This is a genomic window from Paenibacillus sp. J31P316 (assembly GCF_056269105.1).
On sequence record NZ_JBWDNI010000003.1, the window covers coordinates 324118 to 343181 of the forward strand.

A 19064-nucleotide genomic window follows, 5' to 3' on the forward strand; every position below is an offset into this window, starting at 1 on the left:
CAATTCATCCTTTTCCGAGGAGCGTCGATATGGACGATTTGGAGACCGTGCAACGATTTTATGATGAGACTGTAGAGGTTGAATGGAATCGGCTGGATCGGCACAAAGTCGAGTTCGAGCTGACCAAACGGTATTTGAACCGGTACATCAAGCCGAATGATCGCGTATTGGATCTCGGCTGCGGTCCGGGCAAGTATGCGCTTTACCTCTCGGAGCTCGGGTGCCGGGTAACGCTGGCGGATCTGTCGCAAAACAACGTTGATTTTGCCTTGACTAAAGCGGGCGAGCTTGGGCTGCAGTTAGAAGGTATCCGCGCGGACGGCCGCGATTTATCGAGCATCGAGGATGGCGGGTATGACCATGTCTTGTGCATGGGTCCGATGTATCACTTGAAAGAGGAGCAGGACCGGGTAACGACGATCGAAGAGTGCTTGAAGAAATTAAAGCCGAACGGAACGCTCTATGTTTCTTTCGTCTCCTCCTATTCCTTCGCGTGGGATTATCTGATTCGTAATCCTTCGCTGATCTTGGACGAAGAGCGGAGGACGGAGCTTCGGATGATGCTGGACGATACGAATTTTGCGGGACATGGATTCACGGATAATTTCTTTATCCGGCCCAAGGACGTGCGGCCGTTTTTCCAAGCCTTCGAGCTTGAGCAGCTGCATCTCGTCAACTGCGAAAGTTTCTTGTATTTGCGCGAGCCGGAGCTTTTGCACCAGCCGCCCGAGGTGGTTGCCGCTTGGCTGGACCTGGCCGAGCAAGCTTGCGAACGCGAGGATCTGCTCAGTCTGGCCGAGCATTTCATGTATATCGGGAGAAAAGGGTAGCCGGCAATAAATTGAATTATTATCCATTATAGTGAATAATAAGTCATAACCAATGCAAGCAATAAAAGGGGGTCAGCGCGCGGATGATGGAACTCCGTGATCGAATCGAGGATTACCTGCTCGAATCCGCGGAAGTTAATTTCAGCGATCCGGCTATTGTTGAAAAGGCGGAGGAACTTGCCCGAGGCTGTGCCGATGAGCATGAAGTTGTTCAACGGGCATATAGGTTCGTCCGCGACGAGATTGCTCATTCCTGGGATATTCAGAGCAAGCGAATTACGCGCACGGCGTCGGAAGTGCTTGCGTTCGAAGAAGGCATCTGCTACGCGAAGTCCAATTTATTGTGCGCGCTGCTGAGAAACAAAGGAATTCTGGCCGGCTTCTGTTATCAACGGCTCACGCTCGGCGATACACCTGACACGGGATACTGCGTGCACGCGCTCAATGCGGTATTCGTCGCGTCCGCGGGACGGTGGATTCGACTGGACGCCCGCGGCAACAAGCCGGGTATTCAAGCGGAGTTCTCGATCGATGAAGAGAAGCTCGCTTTTCCCGCTCGGAAGCATGAGGGCGAAATCGATTATCCGGGTGTCTATGCGTGGCCGAATGCGAGGACGATGGATGTACTGCAACAACATGAAGATTGCATAAATATGTATCTGCATGGGCTCCCGTCTTCGCTGTAGCGGGTCTGTTCGTGAACATGCGGAAGGCAGGATTGAGCGGAGGGCAATGCAAGCGTCAGACAGGTGCTGGCATAAACAAGCGGCAGGCAAGAGAAGAATCCCTCTCGGGAGGTCTCTTGCCTGCCGCTTCGTGTTTCCCTTATTTCGCTGCCTGCTCCGTTATCGTATAGCGCAGGCTCCATGCATTCGGTTGTTCTTGCGACACCTTGTAACCGAGCACCGAGGCGAGCCTTAGCAGCGGGACTTGCGTTTGACCGCCGATCAGTTTCGCGGGATGGGGCAGCTCGATTTTGCTTCCGTTCTTGTCAGCGGCCGTCGTCTGGTCCAGCGTCAGCGTGACGCGTGCGCCTGCGTGCGCCATCACGAGCGTCTTCGTCGCTTGGTTCCAGTCGAGCGTGGCGCCGAGCGCCGCGGCGGCTTCCTTGGCGGGAACGAGCAGCTCGCCGTCGCCGGGGATGGCCAGGCTGCTGAACCAGACTTCTTTCGCGGAGGATTCTGCTTTCCCCGAGAGCACCTGAACGCTCTTCGGATCGCCCGCTTCCGTCAGCGCCAGCGTCCGTACCTGTTCTTCCAGCTCATCCGACAACGCCTGCGCATTCGTCTCCGTCATTCGGTAACGCGAATCCCCTTCGCCGATCGTATGGATGATTTGCGTATTGATCGCTTGATTGTGATGGGAGAGATCCTTGTACTGCTCGAGATCATAGGTCCATTCGCCGGCCATTTGGAAATTGTACACCTCGGTGTTCGGCAGCGCGTTCAGTTGCTTGAACATCCAGACGTCCATCTCCAGCTGGTTCCGGTACCGCTCTGCGTTCGTCGATGCCCACACCGCTTCGCGCAGCACGCTATACGGAGGGTAGTAGAAGATGAACTTTACCTCGGGATGCGCTTTCACGAGCGACAGGACCTCGGTATCGAAATTCGCTTTGATTAGATCCAGGGGGTCCTCATTCAAGCCGAAGTAGGCTTCTTCCTGTGCCGCGGTCCGATAATGCGCCAGCACTTGCTTCTTGCCGAACAGCACGCTGTCGTTCCAGTTGTACAGCTTCTCCAAGCTTTGGACGCCCGAACCGGTCAGCTCCTTATAGAGGCCTTTGAAGAATTGCCCGTACACGCTGTAGTTCAGCAAATAGCGGTAGTCGTTCCACCGGTTGCGGTCATAGAGATAATCGGGGAAGGGGCCGGCCGATTCCTGATCGCCTGTTTTGAGCGCAAAATAATCAAGTCCCCACAGCACCTGCTTCACTTTGCCGGTGCCGATCGCAAGCTGGGCGATTTGGTACTGCTCGTCTGCCGTCGACCCGCGGATGGACAGCTTTAGCGTCTTGCCGCCAAGCGCTTTATCCACCTCGGAGGGCAGGAAATTCTCCGTCATCGACGTGCCGAGAATAATCGTGTCGTAGTCGTAATGGAGCGCCAGTCCGGGATTCTGGTAACGCTGCTCCGACGAGAAAATCGGCTTGTACCCGAATGGCTTATGGTAGAACTGCAGCGGATCGAGCAAGTATGTGACCAACGATGCGAACGCCGCGAAGAGGACCGCCAGCAAGGCGGATAAGGCCAGCATTCGCTTGGCGGCCTTGGCCGTAATCCGTGTTTGCCCCGAGCTGCCGGGCGAAGGAGTCGCAGCCGTGCCAGGGGCGGGGAGGGTACGCGCCGAATTCGGGCGCTGGCGATGCGATGGAATGGGAGCCTGCATGTCCGGTTACCAGCCTCTCTAGAAGTTGAAATACAGAAACTCGCTGATGCGGTTAATGTAGAGCAGCGAGAAGACGAACAGCGACGCGACGGCGACGGCCGTGCGCCAGGTCGGGCGGAAGGAAGCGCCCAGTTGCGATGAATTGTTGAACGCGAGCACGATTGGCACGAACAGCGCGAGCAGCAGCAGCGTTGGCGCAAGCACCTTCAGGTCGGCCAGCGAAATCCCCTGCATGCCGGCCATTCCTTTGAGAATGCGCATCGCTTGTCCCCAGCTGTCGGCCCGGAAGAAGACCCACGTCACATTGATGAACATGAAGGTGACGAACCACGCCAGCCAGCGCGGCAGCGGTCGGCCGAGCTTCCCCCAGAACCTATGAATGACTTGTCCGACGCCGTGCATCAAGCCCCATAGGATAAATGTCCAGCCCGCGCCGTGCCACAAGCCCCCAAGCAGGAACGTCACGACAAGGTTGCGCAGCATGACGGCCTCTCCACGCCGGTTTCCGCCGAGCGGTATGTAGATATAATCGCGAAGGAAGCGGCTCAGCGTCATATGCCAGCGCCGCCAGAAATCCTGGATGCTGAGCGCCTTGTACGGCGAGTTGAAGTTTTGCGGCAGCTTGATGTTAAAGACGAGCGCCGCGCCGATCGCCATGTCGGTATAGCCGCTGAAATCGTAATAGAGCTGGAAGGTGTAGGACAGCGAAGCCGTCCACGTTGCGAAGAAATGCGTCGCGTTCGCAAAGCCGTCGTTCGCGGCGGCGGCGAAGGTATCGGCGATGACGACCTTCTTGAACAAGCCGATGCAGAACAGGTATACGCCGCGGGATGCGTTGCCCCACTGCCAAACTTTGTTGCGCAGGCGGTCGAATTGCGGCATCATTTCGCTGTGATGCAGGATCGGCCCGGCGATGAGATGGGGATAGAACGTGACGAACAGCATATAGCTGACGAGATTATATTCGCTCGCTTTGCCCTTGTAGGCATCGGCGAGATAGGCGATTTGGGTGAAGGTGAAGAAGCTGATGCCGAGCGGCAGGATTAGGTGCAGCGCCGGGAAGGCATGTCCGGTCCAATTCGTGAGGCTGCCGAGGAAGAAATCGGCGTATTTGTAATAGCCGAGCAGCAGCAGATTGCCGGCGATGGCGGCTGCGAGCAGCCATTTGCCGCTTCGCCTGCGTTCCGTTCCCGCCGACCTGGCCTGAATGAGCCGGCCGAATAGGTAGTTAAAGGCGATCGAACCAAGAATCAGCGGCAGATAGCGGATGTCCCACCAGGCATAGAAGAAGAGCGAGGAAAGCGTCAGCGAGCATTTGGCGGCGAACACGAATCGAAAGCGATTGAGCAGGAAGTACACGGCGACGGAAAGAGGCCAGAAGGCGAAAATAAAGACATAGGTGTTGAACAGCATCGAAGCGCACGCTCCCTGCGTAACGGATGGTTGAGGCGACGAAACTCTCGAATCGTAACTCTATTATATACAGCAACGTCAGAACCTGGAAATAGGTTGCACTGGCGAAAGCGGCCTCAGGCATTTTGCCTGAGCGCCGCGCGCGATAGGTAGACGTCTCGTTTGGAGCCAACTGCGAGAAGAAACGGTCTATTTATGCTATACTGGAGTAGAGTAGCAATGCATAGCGATAGATGGAAGGAGACGATTTTGATGACACGCTTTCTGTTTGAATATGAAGTGCCGGCCACCGGGAAGAAGGCCACGTTCAGCTGGATCGGCAAAAACGAAGAAGAGGCTCGCGCCGCCGTCCACGCCAAGGTAGCCGATTTTGAATTTATGGAATTGAGCGATATCGTGATCGGAACAATGCTTGAAGCGAAAGAAACGACAGGCAATCAATATTACGAATGCGAAGGCTGCAGCGCGTAAGCGAGGCTTTGCATACCGGGCTATGTAACTGTCGATTGAAATTTGAAAGGGCAGCCGAATCGAAATTCGATTCGGCTGCCCTTTCGTTTATATGCGCAAGGCCGCATCCAATGGCGGAACGCGTTTATGCCTGATCCACGTCATACAATCGTTTGCGATACTCGCTGGGCGTCTGGTCGGTCCACTTCTTGAACACCTTGCTGAAATATTTCTCGTCCTGGAAGCCCGCCATTTCGGCGATTTGAGTAATCTTCAGATGCGGACTGGCCAGCAGCATCTTCGCCCGGTTGATCCGACATGTCGTGATATAGTCGGAGACATTTTGATTCAGTTCCTGCTTGAACTTGCGGGAAATATATTCGCGGCTCAGGTGGAAACGTTCCGAAATGCTCTGCAGCGTGAGGTCCTCATGCGCGAACTGCTCGATATGCGCCGCGATGTCGCGGATCGTGCTGCCTTTCTCGCTGCCCGCCCGCAGCCGCTTCGCCGTCTCGCAGGCTTCGCGAACGAAGGTCTCCTTCCAAGCTCCGTAATCGAAACCCCCTTCCGTATCGACGGGAATCGTCTCCTCGTCCTGTTCCGCGTACGGAATCGTCGTATCCGCGACCTGCGCGCTGCCTTCCCAGATGGACGACGCAAGCCGGAATTCCTGCCGCCATAGAAGCAGCTGCTCCGGCGTCAGCCTGGACCTCGCATCCAGTGCCTCGAACCAGGGTAACAGCGACTTCCGGATCCCGTCGTCGGAGCCGCTCTGCACGGCCAGCCGAACGCGTTCCTCGTATGCGCTGAAGAACAGGGCAGGCCCGTTATCTCCGCCGGCCGCGGGATCGAAGACGTGAACATGCTTGCCCTGGTGCAGCAGATTCCGCTGCAGCAGCGCGGTCCGAGCCTGCCGGTACGAGGCTGCGAGCCCTTGCGGGAATTGCACTTGCTGGCCGACGCCGAACGCGAAGCGGGCTTTGAACGCCGCTTGCAGCGCATCGTTGAACTCCACGAGCAGGCTGCATGCGTCGCCCAGCCGGTCCCAGAACAGCAGGACGATCTCTTGATGGGCGCCGACGCTGTGGCGGAATGCCTGTCCGCAGCGATGCTCGCCGAGCAGCTCGTTGCCGATGTTCGCCACGGCGAATGCCAGCAGGTCGCTGCCGTCCGCGCCGAACTTGGCCGCGAGCAGCGGCGGAGCGGAGTCCAGCTCCAGCACCGCGATCCGGATGGCGGCAAGCGGTGCAGCCGCATCCCGGCCGCGAAGCGAGGCTGCGAATTCCTGCGCGGAGCCTGTTCCTTTGAGCAGCGCCCCGAACTGCTGCTCCGCATACACGGGCTTCAGCCGATTCAGCTCCATGTCGATGCCGCGGGAGCGGGAGCGGTGCCGTTCCTCGGCACGCCAACTGTCCAATGCCCGCTCGACGGCCGCGTTCAGCTGGACAGGATCGATCGGCTTCAGAATATAGTCCATGCCCCCGTATTGCACGGCCGTTCGGACGAGGTCGAAGTTGTCATGTCCGCTGACGACGATAACCTTGCTCTCCGGCGCATGCTCCGCCGCCCAGGCCATCAGTTTATCGCCCCCGAGCACCGGCATCATCATGTCGGTGAACACGAGCGCCGGCCGTTCGGCTTGAATGAGCGCGATGCCGGCTTGTCCGTTATCGGCCTCCAGAACGGTATCGATCCCGAATTCGGACCAGTTGACGAGCAGGGAAATCGCCTCCCTGACATGGCGTTCGTCGTCGACGATCAAGGCTTTCATGCTTCTTCCTCCTCCTTGGCGTGCGGGATATGGAGCGTCACCGAGAATCCGTGCGGGTGCAGCTGCTGAACGCTCAGCGAGGCATCCGGCCGGAACGACAATCGCAGCCGCGACAGAATGTTCCGCAGCCCGATGCCGCTGTCCGAACCGCCGGCCTCCTCAGGCCGATCTTCCTGTTCGATGGCGGCGTTCAGTGCCGCGATCTCTTGCGCCGTCATGCCGATGCCGTTATCCGAGACGACGATGGTCAGCGATCCCTCGTCGCCGAGCGAGCTCGCGATGACGAGCTGGGCAGGCCGCTCCGACGGCGAGAAGCCGTGCTTGAAGAAGTTCTCCACCAGCGGCTGCACGATCATTTTGGGCATGCGGATATCGCGCGTCCGATCGTCGATCATTAGGATGACGTCGAGCGACTTATCGAACCGTTCCTTCTGCAGGTCGAGGTACGCCTGCACGTAATCCAGCTCTTGACTGAGCGTAACCTCGGCATCCGCCATGTTCATCTGGTAACGCATCATTTTGCCGAGCGATGTCACCAGGCCATAGACCTCCTTATTGCCCTGATGGAGCGCAACGGTGCCGACGGATTGCAGCGCGTTGTAGAGGAAATGCGGGTTGACCTGCGCCTGCAGCGCCTTCAGCTGAATCGTCTTGTTGGCGAGCTCGAGCCGATATTCCTTCAGAATCAGGTTGTTGATCGTCTGCATCATCGAACGGAATCGCTTCGCCAGCAGACCGATCTCGTCGTTGCTCTGAATGTCGATTTGGACGCCCAGGTTACCGGAATCGATCTTGTTGACGTAGCCGATCAAGGCGAGCAGCGGTTTCGTGAACCGATACGAAATCATCAGCGTGGCAATGACCGCTACCCCGAGGAAGGCCGCTCCGACCCACATGTTCAGCCAGGCGGTCTCGTTGGCCGCGGCGTACAAATGGCTGTCCGGCGTCTGCTTGATCAGAAACCAGTTCATGTAGGGCGTGTTGACCTGCTGGTAGAAAATCATCCCCTTGAAGCCGCCCTGATCCCATTTGAAATGCCCCTGCTCGGTGCCGGCGCCCGCAGCAGAGCGGAACCATCCGTCATCCAGCCGCTGACCGACGTAATCGGGCTTCGACGACAGAATGACCGCGCCGCTCTGGTCGACCACGTAGAAGTTTTCGTTGCCGGCATCGTACAGCTGGCTGTTCAAATCGTTCAGCACGCTCGTCTTCACGTCGATCGTCAGCTCCGCGAGCTGTTTGTCGCTCGGCGCAAGGAAAATCGGGCGGTGGAGCGAGAAGACGGGCTCCTCCTGCACCGGCGACTTGATGGGCAAGCCGTAGTTATGGCTGATGTGCGTCGGTTCGATATAGGTTTTGGGCGCCATGGCGATCGTATTCGGTTCATGCTTCCCGACTTTAATGTCGTCGTTCCACAGCAGGTAGCTCGTATTTTGCGCGGCGACGTACAGCCGGATTTTATAAAATTCCTTCATGCTCTGATAGATGTTGTACAAATGGTCCTTGAGCAAATTGCGATTCTCGATGACGTCGCTGATGCCGTTCGGGAACGATTCGTCCTCCAGATTGTGCTCCAGCAAATAATAGAGCGACCGCGGCACGTTCATCGAATTGTAGACGGCCAGCGATTTCTGATTGATGTTGTTCATGTAATTCACGATGTTCGCGCTGCCGAGCGAGAGCAGGCGGTTATTCTTCGTAATCGCTTCTTTCGTGATGGACGAGCGGGTCTCGTGATAGGAAATCGCGATGGATGCGGCGATGGGCACGATGGTGGCGATCAGGAAGAGCAGCATCATTTTTTTGCGGATCGTGGCGTTGCTGAACAGGCTTCGGGCGGACAAAGCAGCGCGCCTCCTTTGCCGGATGCGGGATTTTAGCTATAACCATACGTCACCGAAGGGAGACAGGTCAATATCGGCAGGTCAATATATTCCACCTTGCAGTTCACGATCTTCCGTCGAAGGGAACGGCGGAACGCGGCTATACTAAGTACCATGAGTAAGGAGAGGGGACATCTTTGTGCATAATACGAGAAGCAGAACCAAATGGAGTGAATGGCTGCAGCAGACGGTGTTCGTCGGGCCTGGGCTGCTTATTTTCCTGTTAATCGTGGCCGTACCTTTTTTCATGGGCTTTTATTATACGTTTACCGAATGGAACGGACTTGACCTGAACAATGCCAAATGGACGGGCATGACGAATCTGAAGCGCATCTTCACGGATGATAGCCGCTTTTGGACGGCCTTCGGATTTACCGCGAAGTTTACGGTCGCCGCCGTCATCATCACGAACGCGCTGGCGCTGGCGCTCGGCATGCTGCTGACCCGGAACTTGAAGGGACGCAGCGTGCTGCGGGTCATCTTCTTCCTGCCGAACGTCATCGGCGGCTTGCTGCTCGGCTATATCTGGTACTTCATCTACACGCGCGGCTTCGCGGCCATCGGCGAAGCGACCGGCTGGCATCTGTTCAACCTGCCATGGCTGGGAACGCCGGCTACCGGGTTCTGGGGCATCGTCGGCGTCTTCGTCTGGCAGACCTCCGGCTACATGATGATTATCTACATCGCCGCCATTATCGGCGTGCCGAAGGACTTGTCCGAAGCCGCGCGGATCGACGGCGCGTCGGCATGGCAGACGTTCCGCAGCATTACGTTCCCGCTAATCATGCCGGCGATCACGATCTGTCTGTTCTTGACGACATCCAACGCGTTCCGCGTATTCGATCTGAATCTATCCTTAACCGGCGGCGGGCCGGGTTATTCCTCGGAATCGATCGCCCTTAACATTTACCGCGAGGCGCTGACGAACAGCCGCTACGGTCTCGGCACGGCGAAAGCGATGATCTTCTTCTTCGCCGTGGCGCTCATTACCGTGACCCAGGTTTGGGTGACGAAGAAGAGAGAGGTGGAAGCTTAAGATGGAAACCAAACCGCGCTATTCGCCGCTGCTGCTCGGGCTCGAGCTGCTTTGCTTCCTGCTTGGCCTGGTGTTTCTCATGCCGTTTTATTTTCTCATCATCAATTCGTTCAAGAAGCTGGGCGCCATTCTCCTGAACGCGGCGTCGCTGCCGGACAGCTGGGGCTTCGGCAATTTCAAACGCGCTTGGGTCGCGATCGATTTTCCCGTCGTCTTCATGCATTCCCTCGTTATTACGTCGCTTAGCGTCGGCTGCCTCGTCGTAGCGGCGAGCATGACGGCATACCGGCTCGTGCGGAAGCCGACGACGTTCAATAAGCTGCTGTTCACGATCTTCGTGGCGGCGATGATCATTCCGTTCCAATCCGTCATGCTGCCGCTGATGCGCATTACGTCGCTGTTCGAGCTGCGGGGACATGTGTACGGCATCGTCATTTGCTATATCGGATTCGGCATCTCGCTCTCGGTGTTCCTATTCCACGGGTTCATCAAGTCAGTCCCGCTCGAGATCGAAGAGGCGGCCGTCGTTGACGGATGCACGCCTTACGGATTATACTGGCGCGTCGTCTTCCCGCTGCTGAAACCGATCTCCGTCACGGTGATCATCCTGAACGTGCTGTGGATCTGGAACGATTATTTGCTCCCGGTGCTCGTCATCAACGATGCGTTCACGACGATTCCGCTGGCGGTACAGAAGTTTTTCGGTCAATATTTGCGCAAATGGGATTTGGCGATGGCGTCGCTTACGCTTAGCACGCTGCCGGTTATTGTTTTCTTCCTTTTCCTGCAAAAACATATCATCGAAGGTATTACTGCTGGATCGGTTAAAGGATAATTTGCAATACTAAATGACTATTAATTCCTTATTGGTGCCGGTAATCAAAATATTACACCTTGCAGTTCAATTTATTCGGTGTTTGTCACGAGACATTCACAATATAATCATCCATGTAGTCACAATTCATTTGGGAGGTAACCCATGAAAAAGATTCTTGCACTTACGTTTGCGACCGCTTTGATCGCAAGTGGATGTTCCAGCAACAACGGGGGTAACACGAATAACGCGGCAGGCGGCAACGCAGCCGATGCCGGCAATGCCGCGACGAACGCAAACACGGCGACAGATACAAACAAGCCGAAAGAAGACATCACGATTAAAGTATTCCAATTCAAAGTCGAAATTTCGAATGCGCTTGCCAAAATGGCGGAAGAATACGAGAAAGAGACCGGCGTGAAGGTGGAAGTCGAAACGCACGGCGGCGGCGAAGACTACAGCGCGCTGCTCAAGGCCGAGCTGGCTGCGGGCGAAGAGCCCGAGATCATTACGTCGTCCGGCTGGTCCGGCTTCGATCCTTACGCGGACCGCGCGGTGGATCTGTCGAACGAGCCATGGGCAAAAGATTTGGTGGAAGCTGCCCGCGCCCAAATTACCCGCGACGGCAAGCTGCTCGGCATGCCGATGAACCTCGAAGCGTACGGCATTACGTACAATAAAGATCTATTCGCGAAAGCCGGCATTACGGAACTGCCGCAAACGCTCGACGAGCTGGAAGCGGACTGCAAGAAGCTGCAGGAAGCCGGCATTATTCCTTTCGCGCTGACGAACGAATGGTGGTCGCTCGGCATTCACACGCTGAACATCGCGAACGCGACGCAGGCTGATCCTGCTGCCTTCATCGACGCGGTGAAAGCCGGCACGAAGACGTTCAAGGACGACGCGCACACGAAAGCATGGGTTCGCCTCGTGGACATCATGTTCGCGAACGGCCAAAAAGCCGCGCTGACGACGGACTACAACACGCAGGTCGCCGAATTCGCCGCAGGCAAATACGCGATGATCCAGCACGGCAACTGGATTCAAGGCATGGTGGATGAAGTGAACCCGGACCTCAACCTCGGCCTGATGCCGGTACCGACGGAAGACGGCAAGCCGGACGTGTTCACGGGCGTACCGAGCAACTGGGTCGTGAACAATAAGTCCAAGAACCCGGACGCGGCCAAAGCGTTCCTCAACTGGATGGCGACGTCCGAAACAGGCAAGAAATTCGTCGCGACGGACTTCAAATTCATTCCGTCCATCACGTCCATTCCGGCTGACCCTGCCGCCATCGGCAAGATCGGCGCAGACTTCGCGGCCTTCTCGGCGGCGCATCCGGATCAAGTCAAAGGATGGCAGTGGGACCGATTCCCGGATGGTATCACGCAGCAATTCGGTGCGGCTATGCAGGATTACATGGGCAAACGAATTAAAGCAGATGAGCTGCTTGGTAAGTTTGATAAAGCTGTCGCTGATATTGTGAAGAAATAGCGATTAAGAGCAAGACCTTCGGTCGGTATGATTCTCCACTCGCTGTTGTAGTTCGGATATTTCTGATTAGGTAAGTGAGTAGAGGTTAATATCTGACTACAAAGGCGACCGCTGGCGCTGCTCCGAATTCATACCGACCTCCGGTCCCTTTTCCATCGCAAATCGTGGGAGGAACAACAAGCCGCCTGACCCTAGCAGTACTCGGGGTCAGGCGGCTTTGTTTTTTAAAGAAGACGGATGCCGAGAGGACAGGATGCATCCCTGCATTTGCTAATTCAGCTCGTAGAACGCGAAGGCCACTTGTTAAGCAAGTGGTCTTTTGACTGTTCGGGCTCTGTCGGTCCGCGCGGGACCGGAATAGCCGGTTGAGAGAGGGATACTGCCCGGCAGGATTCCGAAGCTGCAGCATGCAAGTCATTATTTTCCATGATTAAAATTCATTGCATCTGGTTAATTTAGATGGTTGCTTATTGCCTCATCCGAATAATTGGGGCTTTTATCAGGATGAATAAATAATTAAAATCCATTATTCGGAAAAGTAAAGTTGTAAAGGACGGATACTTGCATGATTGTAATGAAAAACATCAATAAAGTGTACGCCGATGGTTATCAAGCTTTGAAAAATATCAATTTGGAATTCAAGCAGGGCGAACTGACCGTCCTGATCGGCCCAAGCGGCTGCGGGAAATCAACGACGATGAAAATGATCAATCATCTCGTCACGCCGACAAGCGGTTCGGTCTTGATTAATGGCAGGGACACGCGCGAGATCGATGCCGTCGAGCTGCGGCGCGACATCGGGTATGTCATTCAAAGCATCGGCCTGTTCCCCCATATGACGATCGGACGGAATGTCGGGGTCGTCCCTCGGTTGAAGAAATGGAAGGCCGACCGCATCGAGCGGCGCGTCGACGAGCTGTTGAAGCTCGTGGGGCTGGAGCCGGACACGTACCGCGACCGCTATCCGTCCGAACTGAGCGGCGGCCAGCAGCAGCGCATCGGCGTCATCCGCGCCTTTGCGGCGGATCCGGATATCATCCTCATGGACGAGCCGTTCAGCGCGCTCGATCCCATCAGCCGCGAGCAGCTGCAGGACGAGATCGTCCGGCTGCAGCAGGAGCTGCACAAAACCATTATTTTCGTCACGCACGACATGGACGAGGCGCTTAAGATCGCCGACCGAATCGTCCTCATGAAGAGCGGGGAAGTGGTGCAAAGCGATACGCCGGAGCGCATATTGCGGTATCCCGCCAATGAATTCGTGGCTTCCTTCATCGGACAGAAACGACTGCATCAGGAGGATCACCTCTATGACAGCCCGACCGTGAACGAGGTCATGGTGAACCAACCCGTTACGGCTTATCCCAACAAGGGACTGGCAGAAGCCATTACCATTATGGAACGGCGCAAGGTCGACACGCTGTTCATCATCGACCGGCAGCGGCTGCTGAAAGGCATCGTGTCGATCTATAACGTGCTGGAGCACTACGGAGACGAGAACATTACGGTGGCCGACGTCATGAAGCCCGTCCGTTATTTCGTTCGCAGCGGTTCCTTGCTGTCGGAGTCGGTCGAGATGATGAGTCAGAATCAGCTCTCGCACGTGGCCGTTATCGACGACCAGGATCGTCTCGTCGGGCTGGTCACGAGAGGCAGCATCGTGCGCCATCTGGCCGAGATCCTCCCGACTTCCGAGGAGGCGGTGTAACGAATGGCTGCTTATTGGTCTTTCTTGCAGGAACGCAGCTCCGACATTCTGCATGCGCTGGGCCAGCATCTGGCCCTGTCGCTCACGGCTATTCTTCTTGGCACCGTCCTCGCGGTACCGCTCGGCATCGCGCTCGTGTATAACCGAGTGAAATGGATCAACGTCAGCGTGTTCTTCGTCGCCAATCTGCTGCAGACCGTGCCAAGCCTGGCGCTCCTTGCCGTGCTTATCCCGCTCATGGGAATCGGCACCAAGCCGGCGGTCGTCGCGCTGCTGCTGTATGCCATCATGCCGATTCTGCGCAATACCTATGACGGCTTCGAATCCGTCGACCGCAACGTGCTCGATTCGGCGAGGGGAATGGGATACGGAACGATGCAGCGCATCCTGCTCATACAGCTGCCGCTGTCGTTGCCCTACATCATGTCAGGCATCAGGGTGACGATGGTCTATATCATCAGCTGGGCGACGCTGGCGACCTTGATCGGCGCCGGCGGCCTGGGCCAGCTGATCGTATCGGGCATGGCGGTCAACAAGCCGGAGCTGATCGTGACGGGCGCGCTAGGCGCGATTTTGCTCGCATTGCTCGTGGATCAGCTGCTTGGCATCCTGGAGAAATGGTTGACCAGGCGGTTCGGCGGAGCAAGGAGAATGACGATCTAACATGGAGGAGAAGAATGATTGCGAAACTGAACCAAACGATAACGCTGCTCGTCCTGTGTGCGATGGCGATGATGCTCGGTGCATGCGGAACGGGCAATACGTTCACGATCGGCGCACAGACCTTTACCGAAACGAAGATTTTAGCCGAAATGTACAAAGCGCTGATCGAGGATCGGACGGACGTTAACGTGGAGATCATTCCGGATCTCGCGTCGAGCCCGGTCGTGCTGCAAGCCATCAAACGAAACGACCTTCAGATGGGGACACTGTACTCGGGCGAAATCTTCAATAACCATTTTCCGATTCAGGATACGAAGGACCGCAAGCAGGTACTGGCGCAAGCGCAGGCAGGTTTCAAGAAATATTACGCTCTCGATTGGCTGGACCCGCTGGGGTTCGAGAACACCTATGCGTTTACGGTACGGGCGGATCTTGCGAAAGCCAAGGGGTACGAGAATATATCCGATATTCAAGCGGATGCGCCGGGCATGCGCCTTGGCGTCGATACGTCATGGCTGGAGCGAGCTTCGGACGGCTACCCTGCATTCTCCGCGTATTATGGCACGACGTTCGGCAAGACGTTTCCGATGGAACTGAGTCTCGTCTATAAAGCGGTCGCCCAGGATCAAGTCGATATCGTGCTTGCTTACTCCACCGACTCGCGACTTAAAGCCTATCAGCTGAAAACCTTGAAGGACGACAAGCATTTCTTCCCGCCTTATGACGCTTCGCCGGTTATTCGCGACGATGCCGCCAAGAAGTATCCGGGCGTGACGGATGCCGTGTCGGAGCTGATCGGGACGATCGACGAACAGACGATGATCGACCTTAACTATGAAGTCGACATCGAGAAGAAGAGCGAACGAGAAGTCGCGCTCGCCTATTTGAAGCGGGTCGGCCTGCTCCGAGCATAATGAAGAACGACATTGTAAGAGCGTGACTTCGATAATAGAAGGAAAGGAGGATCCATGAATGGTTGAGCCTCATTTAACGTTTTGGGATTTCATCGCTTACATGCAGCGCAACTCCGGTATGCTGTTCGGCTACTTGGTGCAGCATATCATGATGGTGCTCACCGGCGTGGGGTTTGCATTTCTCGTCGGCGTTCCGCTGGGCGCGCTCTGCACGCGTCACCGCGCGCTGGCTCGCGTCATTCTGGCCGTCATGAATATCTTGCAGGTTATCCCGAGCTTAGCGATGCTGGTCCTGCTCCTGCTGCTTATGGGTCTCGGATCCACGACGGTAACCGTCGGCTTGTTTCTCTATTCGCTGAATCCCATCGTGCGGAACACGTATATCGGGCTGCAGCAGATCAACCCGAGTTATATCGAAGCGGGACGCGGCGTAGGCATGAATGCGATGCAAATTCTCTTCCATATTCGGTTCCCGCTCGCCTTGACCTATATCATGACGGGGCTGCGCATTTCCGCCGTTATCGCGATCGGCGTCGCCACGATCGCCCCGCTGGTCGGTGGAAGCGGGCTTGGCAGAGAGATCTATGCGGGCATCAACAACGGGAACACGCTGCGCCTCTTCGCAGGCGCGGTTCCCGCGGCGCTGCTCGCGATCGCGGCCGACATTGCGCTCGGCATCCTTCAGCGCAAGCTGAGGGTGGACCGCAGGCGCTCCAAGAACGCCCTTCCTTCGGTGCCCGAGGCGCAGGCCAAAGTATAAGCCAAATCGCGGGGATGAAGATGAAACCGTATTGTGCTTATGGAATGCGAATGGGAATACGAATGTGAATGCAAAAACGCGTTGATTGCGTCCCTTCGGGGGATCGCGATCAACGCGTTTTGTCTTGCGTGCGAACCGGCACTTGCGTGCGAACCTGCGCTTGCATGCGAACCGGCTTCTTGCCGATTAAGTGTCCTTCTCGTCCTTCACCGCATCCGGAGGATACGATTTCTCGAATTCCTTTAAGCCGACGACATACGCTTCGATCTGCTCCGGCGTCATCTGATGCGACTCGAACAGTTTGCCGGAGCGCGCTTCCGCGAGCAATTGCGTGAGCCAGGATTTCTCCGTCTCGCCGAATTGAATGAAGCCTTCGATCATGAGCGAGGAGCCGCGGGGGATGAGATCCCCCTTCAGCTCGAGGATGGCTCTCATGCGAGCAATGCGCGCTTCGCAGTCTTCCAGCTGCTTCAACACCAGTACTTCGATCTTGTCGCTTTGGCCGTGGCGCACGAACGGCATCGCCAGAAACAACGGATGCTGCGGGTACGACGTTAATTTGAACTGCTCCTGCAGCAGCAGGAGGAACGCTTCGCGGCCGCTGTCCGTAATGCGGTAAATGGTTTTGTCCGGCCGATTGTCGCCGGGAACCGCGACGACTTCCGCTGCTTCGATCAGTCCGTCCTGCCGCAGCTGGTCGACGGCATAGTACAGCGATCCGTCGCGCAGCTTGAAGCATTCATTCCAATTACGCAGCTTGATCGTCTGCCGAATCTCGTAAGGATGCCGCTCGCGTTCCATTAACAGCCCTAAAATCAAGAGCCTCATGGACATCGTGTGTTATCTCCCTTGCATGGAAGGTTCTGCCTTGCCGCCATCGGAACCCGGCTTGCCTGCTGCTGCGCCGGGAGCGCCTTGGCCGGCTTTTCTGACTTCCAGACGAGCGCGTCCCAGCAAGATCGCGAAGACGATCGCGACGACCGGCAGAATGACCGCCCATTGGAAGATCGAAATGACCGAATCCGAGAACTGGGCGAGCAGCTTGTTGACGATTTCGGCAGGAAGGCCCATTTTCTGCTGCATCTCCGGATCGAGCAGCACTTGACCGCCTTTAATCTGTTCCGCGAGCTGCGGATTCATGTTCGGCATGTCTGCGATATTCGTTTGGAACGAGGACTTCTGAATGGCGCCGAAGACCGCGATGCCGAGCGCGGAGCCGATCGTGCGGAAGAAGGTGATCAAGGACGACGATGTGCCTTTGTATTGCGGCGGCACGGCGTTGAGCGTGGAAATGTTCAATAGCGAGAACGACACGCCGATACCCAGGCCGACGACGATCATATAGAGCGAGATCACGAGACGACTGGACTCGTCGTTCATGGCATATCCGAGCAAGGCCGTGCCGACGATGAGCATGATGGCGGATACGAGCATGACGTCGCGGTAGCGGAACCTGGTGACGACGCGTCCGCCGATTTGGCTGCTGAGCACGACGCCGAGCATCATCGGAATCATGACGGTGCTCGTCTGCGTGGCCGTCTTATGGAAGACGCCTTGGATGAACAGCGGGATGTACGATGCGGTCGAGATCATCACGGCGCCGTACAGGAGGCTGATGGCCATGCTGCTCGTCACGACGTTATTTTTGAACAAGCTGAGCTTGATGATCGGATCCTTGACAGCACGCTCTACGAGCAGGAAGGCGATGAGGAACAAGCCGGAAGCGACGAAGAGCGAGATCGTTTTGACGGCGCCCCACGCCCAGCCGTCCGTGCCGCCGAGCTCCAGGCCGAACATCAGGAAGAGGACGAAGCCGGTCAGCATGATGGCACCAAGCCAGTCGATGACCTGCTTGCGGGTGTTCTTGTTCTCATGGTAGGCTCTCGCGATGAACAGCAGCGACAGAATACCGAGCGGTACGTTAATGTAGAAAATCCAGCGCCAGCTGATATTGTCCGTGATCAGTCCACCTAGAATCGGACCGAATACGCTGGAGATGCCGAATACGGCGCCGAAGAGGCCCATCATTTTGCCTCGTTTCTCGGCTGGGAACAGGTCGAAGATAATGGTGAATACGATCGGCATTATGGCTCCGCCGCCGATCCCTTGGATGGCCCGGTATATGATGAGCTGCTCCATGTTCTGTGCCGTTCCGCATAGCACGGAGCCAAGCATGAACAGCACGAGACCGGCCAAGACGAACGTCTTGCGTCCGTACATATCCGACAATTTGCCGAAGATCGGCGTGGAGACGACCATCGCGATCATGTAGGCGGAATAGACCCAAATGAATTTATCGAGTCCTCCCAGCTGCTTGATGATGGTGCCCATGGCAGTTGATACAATCGTCTGGTCAAGCGCCGTTATAAACAAGCCTAGCATAAGGCCTGCAATGACCAGCTTGACGTTGCTGCGATTTGCGTCCAATATTGTCATCCCTTTCTTTTGAGACATACTCAAATTTGAATATCCATTGTTCATTATACTCAAATTTGAGTGGATGACAACATAAAGTTGCGTAAAGCTTCTGTCATTTAGTATTTCCCGGAAAATGATCGGCTATGGGAGCGTCCGCAAGAAAAAAAGCAGCCGATCCTCTGCTGTTGCAAGCAGAAAACCGACCGCTCTCCATAGGATAAGCATTCAATCGCTCATTCATCCAATCGCTCCGTCATTCGCGGATCGCTCTATTCGTTCTCGACGACACGGGCGACCGGCTTGCCGCAAGTCCGGCACTTTCCGGTCAGCAGCAGCGCGTATTTCTCTTCCCGGATGCTGTAATCCACGATTTCAACCGCTCCGCCGCAATTGCCGCAGAAGACGTTGCGTACGAGCTTGTCCCGGTACTGCTGCGGAATCGACCTCCAGAGCTGCAGCGCTTTGAAGGAGGTGACATTTTCGTTTTCTGGTCGGCTCATCTTCTCTCCACTCCCATGCGTC

At 56.2% G+C, this 19064-nt stretch carries 17 protein-coding genes; 10 read left to right on the forward strand and 7 right to left on the reverse strand.

Annotated elements, in window-relative coordinates; all coding sequences use genetic code 11:
• Window positions 1-29 precede the first annotated feature (29 nt).
• A complete protein-coding gene (locus AC0YNU_RS12565) occupies window positions 30-830 on the forward strand; it encodes a class I SAM-dependent methyltransferase (RefSeq protein WP_475756833.1) in 801 nt (266 codons plus the stop codon).
• An 83-nt stretch (window positions 831-913) separates the two neighbouring features.
• Window positions 914-1516, forward strand: a complete 603-nt coding sequence (locus tag AC0YNU_RS12570) for a transglutaminase-like domain-containing protein (RefSeq protein ID WP_475756835.1) — start codon at window positions 914-916, stop codon at window positions 1514-1516.
• 139 nt (window positions 1517-1655) lie between these two features.
• Here AC0YNU_RS12570 and AC0YNU_RS12575 read toward each other — a convergent pair whose 3' ends face one another.
• Window positions 1656-3218: a copper amine oxidase N-terminal domain-containing protein gene (locus AC0YNU_RS12575; RefSeq protein ID WP_475756837.1), complete on the reverse strand. Its 1563-nt coding sequence runs from the start codon at window positions 3216-3218 to the stop codon at window positions 1656-1658.
• A gap of 18 nt (window positions 3219-3236) precedes the next feature.
• The gene (locus AC0YNU_RS12580; protein ID WP_475756839.1) at window positions 3237-4631 is read right to left on the reverse strand and encodes an MBOAT family O-acyltransferase; all 1395 of its coding nucleotides are present in this window, start codon (window positions 4629-4631) and stop codon (window positions 3237-3239) included.
• Between the two features lie 252 nt (window positions 4632-4883).
• Between AC0YNU_RS12580 and AC0YNU_RS12585 the strand changes: the two genes are divergently transcribed.
• On the forward strand, window positions 4884-5102 hold the full coding sequence (locus AC0YNU_RS12585; protein ID WP_475756841.1) for a hypothetical protein: 219 nt from the start codon (window positions 4884-4886) through the stop codon (window positions 5100-5102).
• Window positions 5103-5226: 124 nt separating this feature from the next.
• On the opposite strand, the gene AC0YNU_RS12590 is transcribed toward AC0YNU_RS12585, so the two are convergent.
• Both AC0YNU_RS12590 and AC0YNU_RS12595 read right to left on the reverse strand, forming a co-directional pair.
• Window positions 5227-6852 (reverse strand): helix-turn-helix domain-containing protein, encoded by a 1626-nt coding sequence (locus AC0YNU_RS12590; RefSeq protein WP_475756843.1) that lies wholly within the window; start codon window positions 6850-6852, stop codon window positions 5227-5229.
• Entirely contained in the window at window positions 6849-8696 is a 1848-nt protein-coding gene (locus tag AC0YNU_RS12595) for a cache domain-containing sensor histidine kinase (protein WP_475756845.1), read from the reverse strand. Before AC0YNU_RS12595 ends, AC0YNU_RS12590 begins: the two co-directional genes overlap by 4 nt.
• A gap of 178 nt (window positions 8697-8874) precedes the next feature.
• Here AC0YNU_RS12595 and AC0YNU_RS12600 point away from each other — a divergent pair, with 178 nt between their 5' ends.
• The 7 genes from AC0YNU_RS12600 to AC0YNU_RS12630 all read left to right on the forward strand — a co-directional run bounded on the left by AC0YNU_RS12600 (window position 8875) and on the right by AC0YNU_RS12630 (window position 16124).
• Window positions 8875-9771 carry a carbohydrate ABC transporter permease gene (locus AC0YNU_RS12600; protein ID WP_475756847.1) on the forward strand — a complete coding sequence of 299 codons (897 nt, stop codon included), beginning with the start codon at window positions 8875-8877 and terminating at the stop codon, window positions 9769-9771.
• 1 nt (window position 9772) lies between these two features.
• A complete protein-coding gene (locus AC0YNU_RS12605) occupies window positions 9773-10606 on the forward strand; it encodes a carbohydrate ABC transporter permease (protein WP_475756849.1) in 834 nt (277 codons plus the stop codon).
• 144 nt (window positions 10607-10750) lie between these two features.
• Complete coding sequence (locus AC0YNU_RS12610) at window positions 10751-12079, forward strand: ABC transporter substrate-binding protein (protein ID WP_475756852.1); 1329 nt, start codon at window positions 10751-10753, stop codon at window positions 12077-12079.
• Between the two features lie 565 nt (window positions 12080-12644).
• Window positions 12645-13787 (forward strand): ABC transporter ATP-binding protein, encoded by a 1143-nt coding sequence (locus AC0YNU_RS12615; RefSeq protein WP_475756854.1) that lies wholly within the window; start codon window positions 12645-12647, stop codon window positions 13785-13787.
• Between the two features lie 3 nt (window positions 13788-13790).
• A complete protein-coding gene (locus AC0YNU_RS12620; protein WP_475756856.1) occupies window positions 13791-14450 on the forward strand; it encodes an ABC transporter permease in 660 nt (219 codons plus the stop codon).
• Between the two features lie 14 nt (window positions 14451-14464).
• Complete coding sequence (locus tag AC0YNU_RS12625; RefSeq protein WP_475756859.1) at window positions 14465-15364, forward strand: glycine betaine ABC transporter substrate-binding protein; 900 nt, start codon at window positions 14465-14467, stop codon at window positions 15362-15364.
• 58 nt (window positions 15365-15422) lie between these two features.
• Window positions 15423-16124: an ABC transporter permease gene (locus AC0YNU_RS12630; RefSeq protein ID WP_475756862.1), complete on the forward strand. Its 702-nt coding sequence runs from the start codon at window positions 15423-15425 to the stop codon at window positions 16122-16124.
• A 186-nt stretch (window positions 16125-16310) separates the two neighbouring features.
• Here AC0YNU_RS12630 and AC0YNU_RS12635 read toward each other — a convergent pair whose 3' ends face one another.
• From AC0YNU_RS12635 to AC0YNU_RS12645, 3 genes are all read right to left on the reverse strand, one after another.
• Entirely contained in the window at window positions 16311-16958 is a 648-nt protein-coding gene (locus AC0YNU_RS12635) for a PadR family transcriptional regulator (protein ID WP_475756864.1), read from the reverse strand.
• 6 nt (window positions 16959-16964) lie between these two features.
• Window positions 16965-18560 (reverse strand): MDR family MFS transporter, encoded by a 1596-nt coding sequence (locus tag AC0YNU_RS12640; protein ID WP_475756866.1) that lies wholly within the window; start codon window positions 18558-18560, stop codon window positions 16965-16967.
• Between the two features lie 251 nt (window positions 18561-18811).
• Window positions 18812-19042 (reverse strand): hypothetical protein, encoded by a 231-nt coding sequence (locus AC0YNU_RS12645; protein ID WP_475756869.1) that lies wholly within the window; start codon window positions 19040-19042, stop codon window positions 18812-18814.
• Window positions 19043-19064 lie beyond the last annotated feature (22 nt).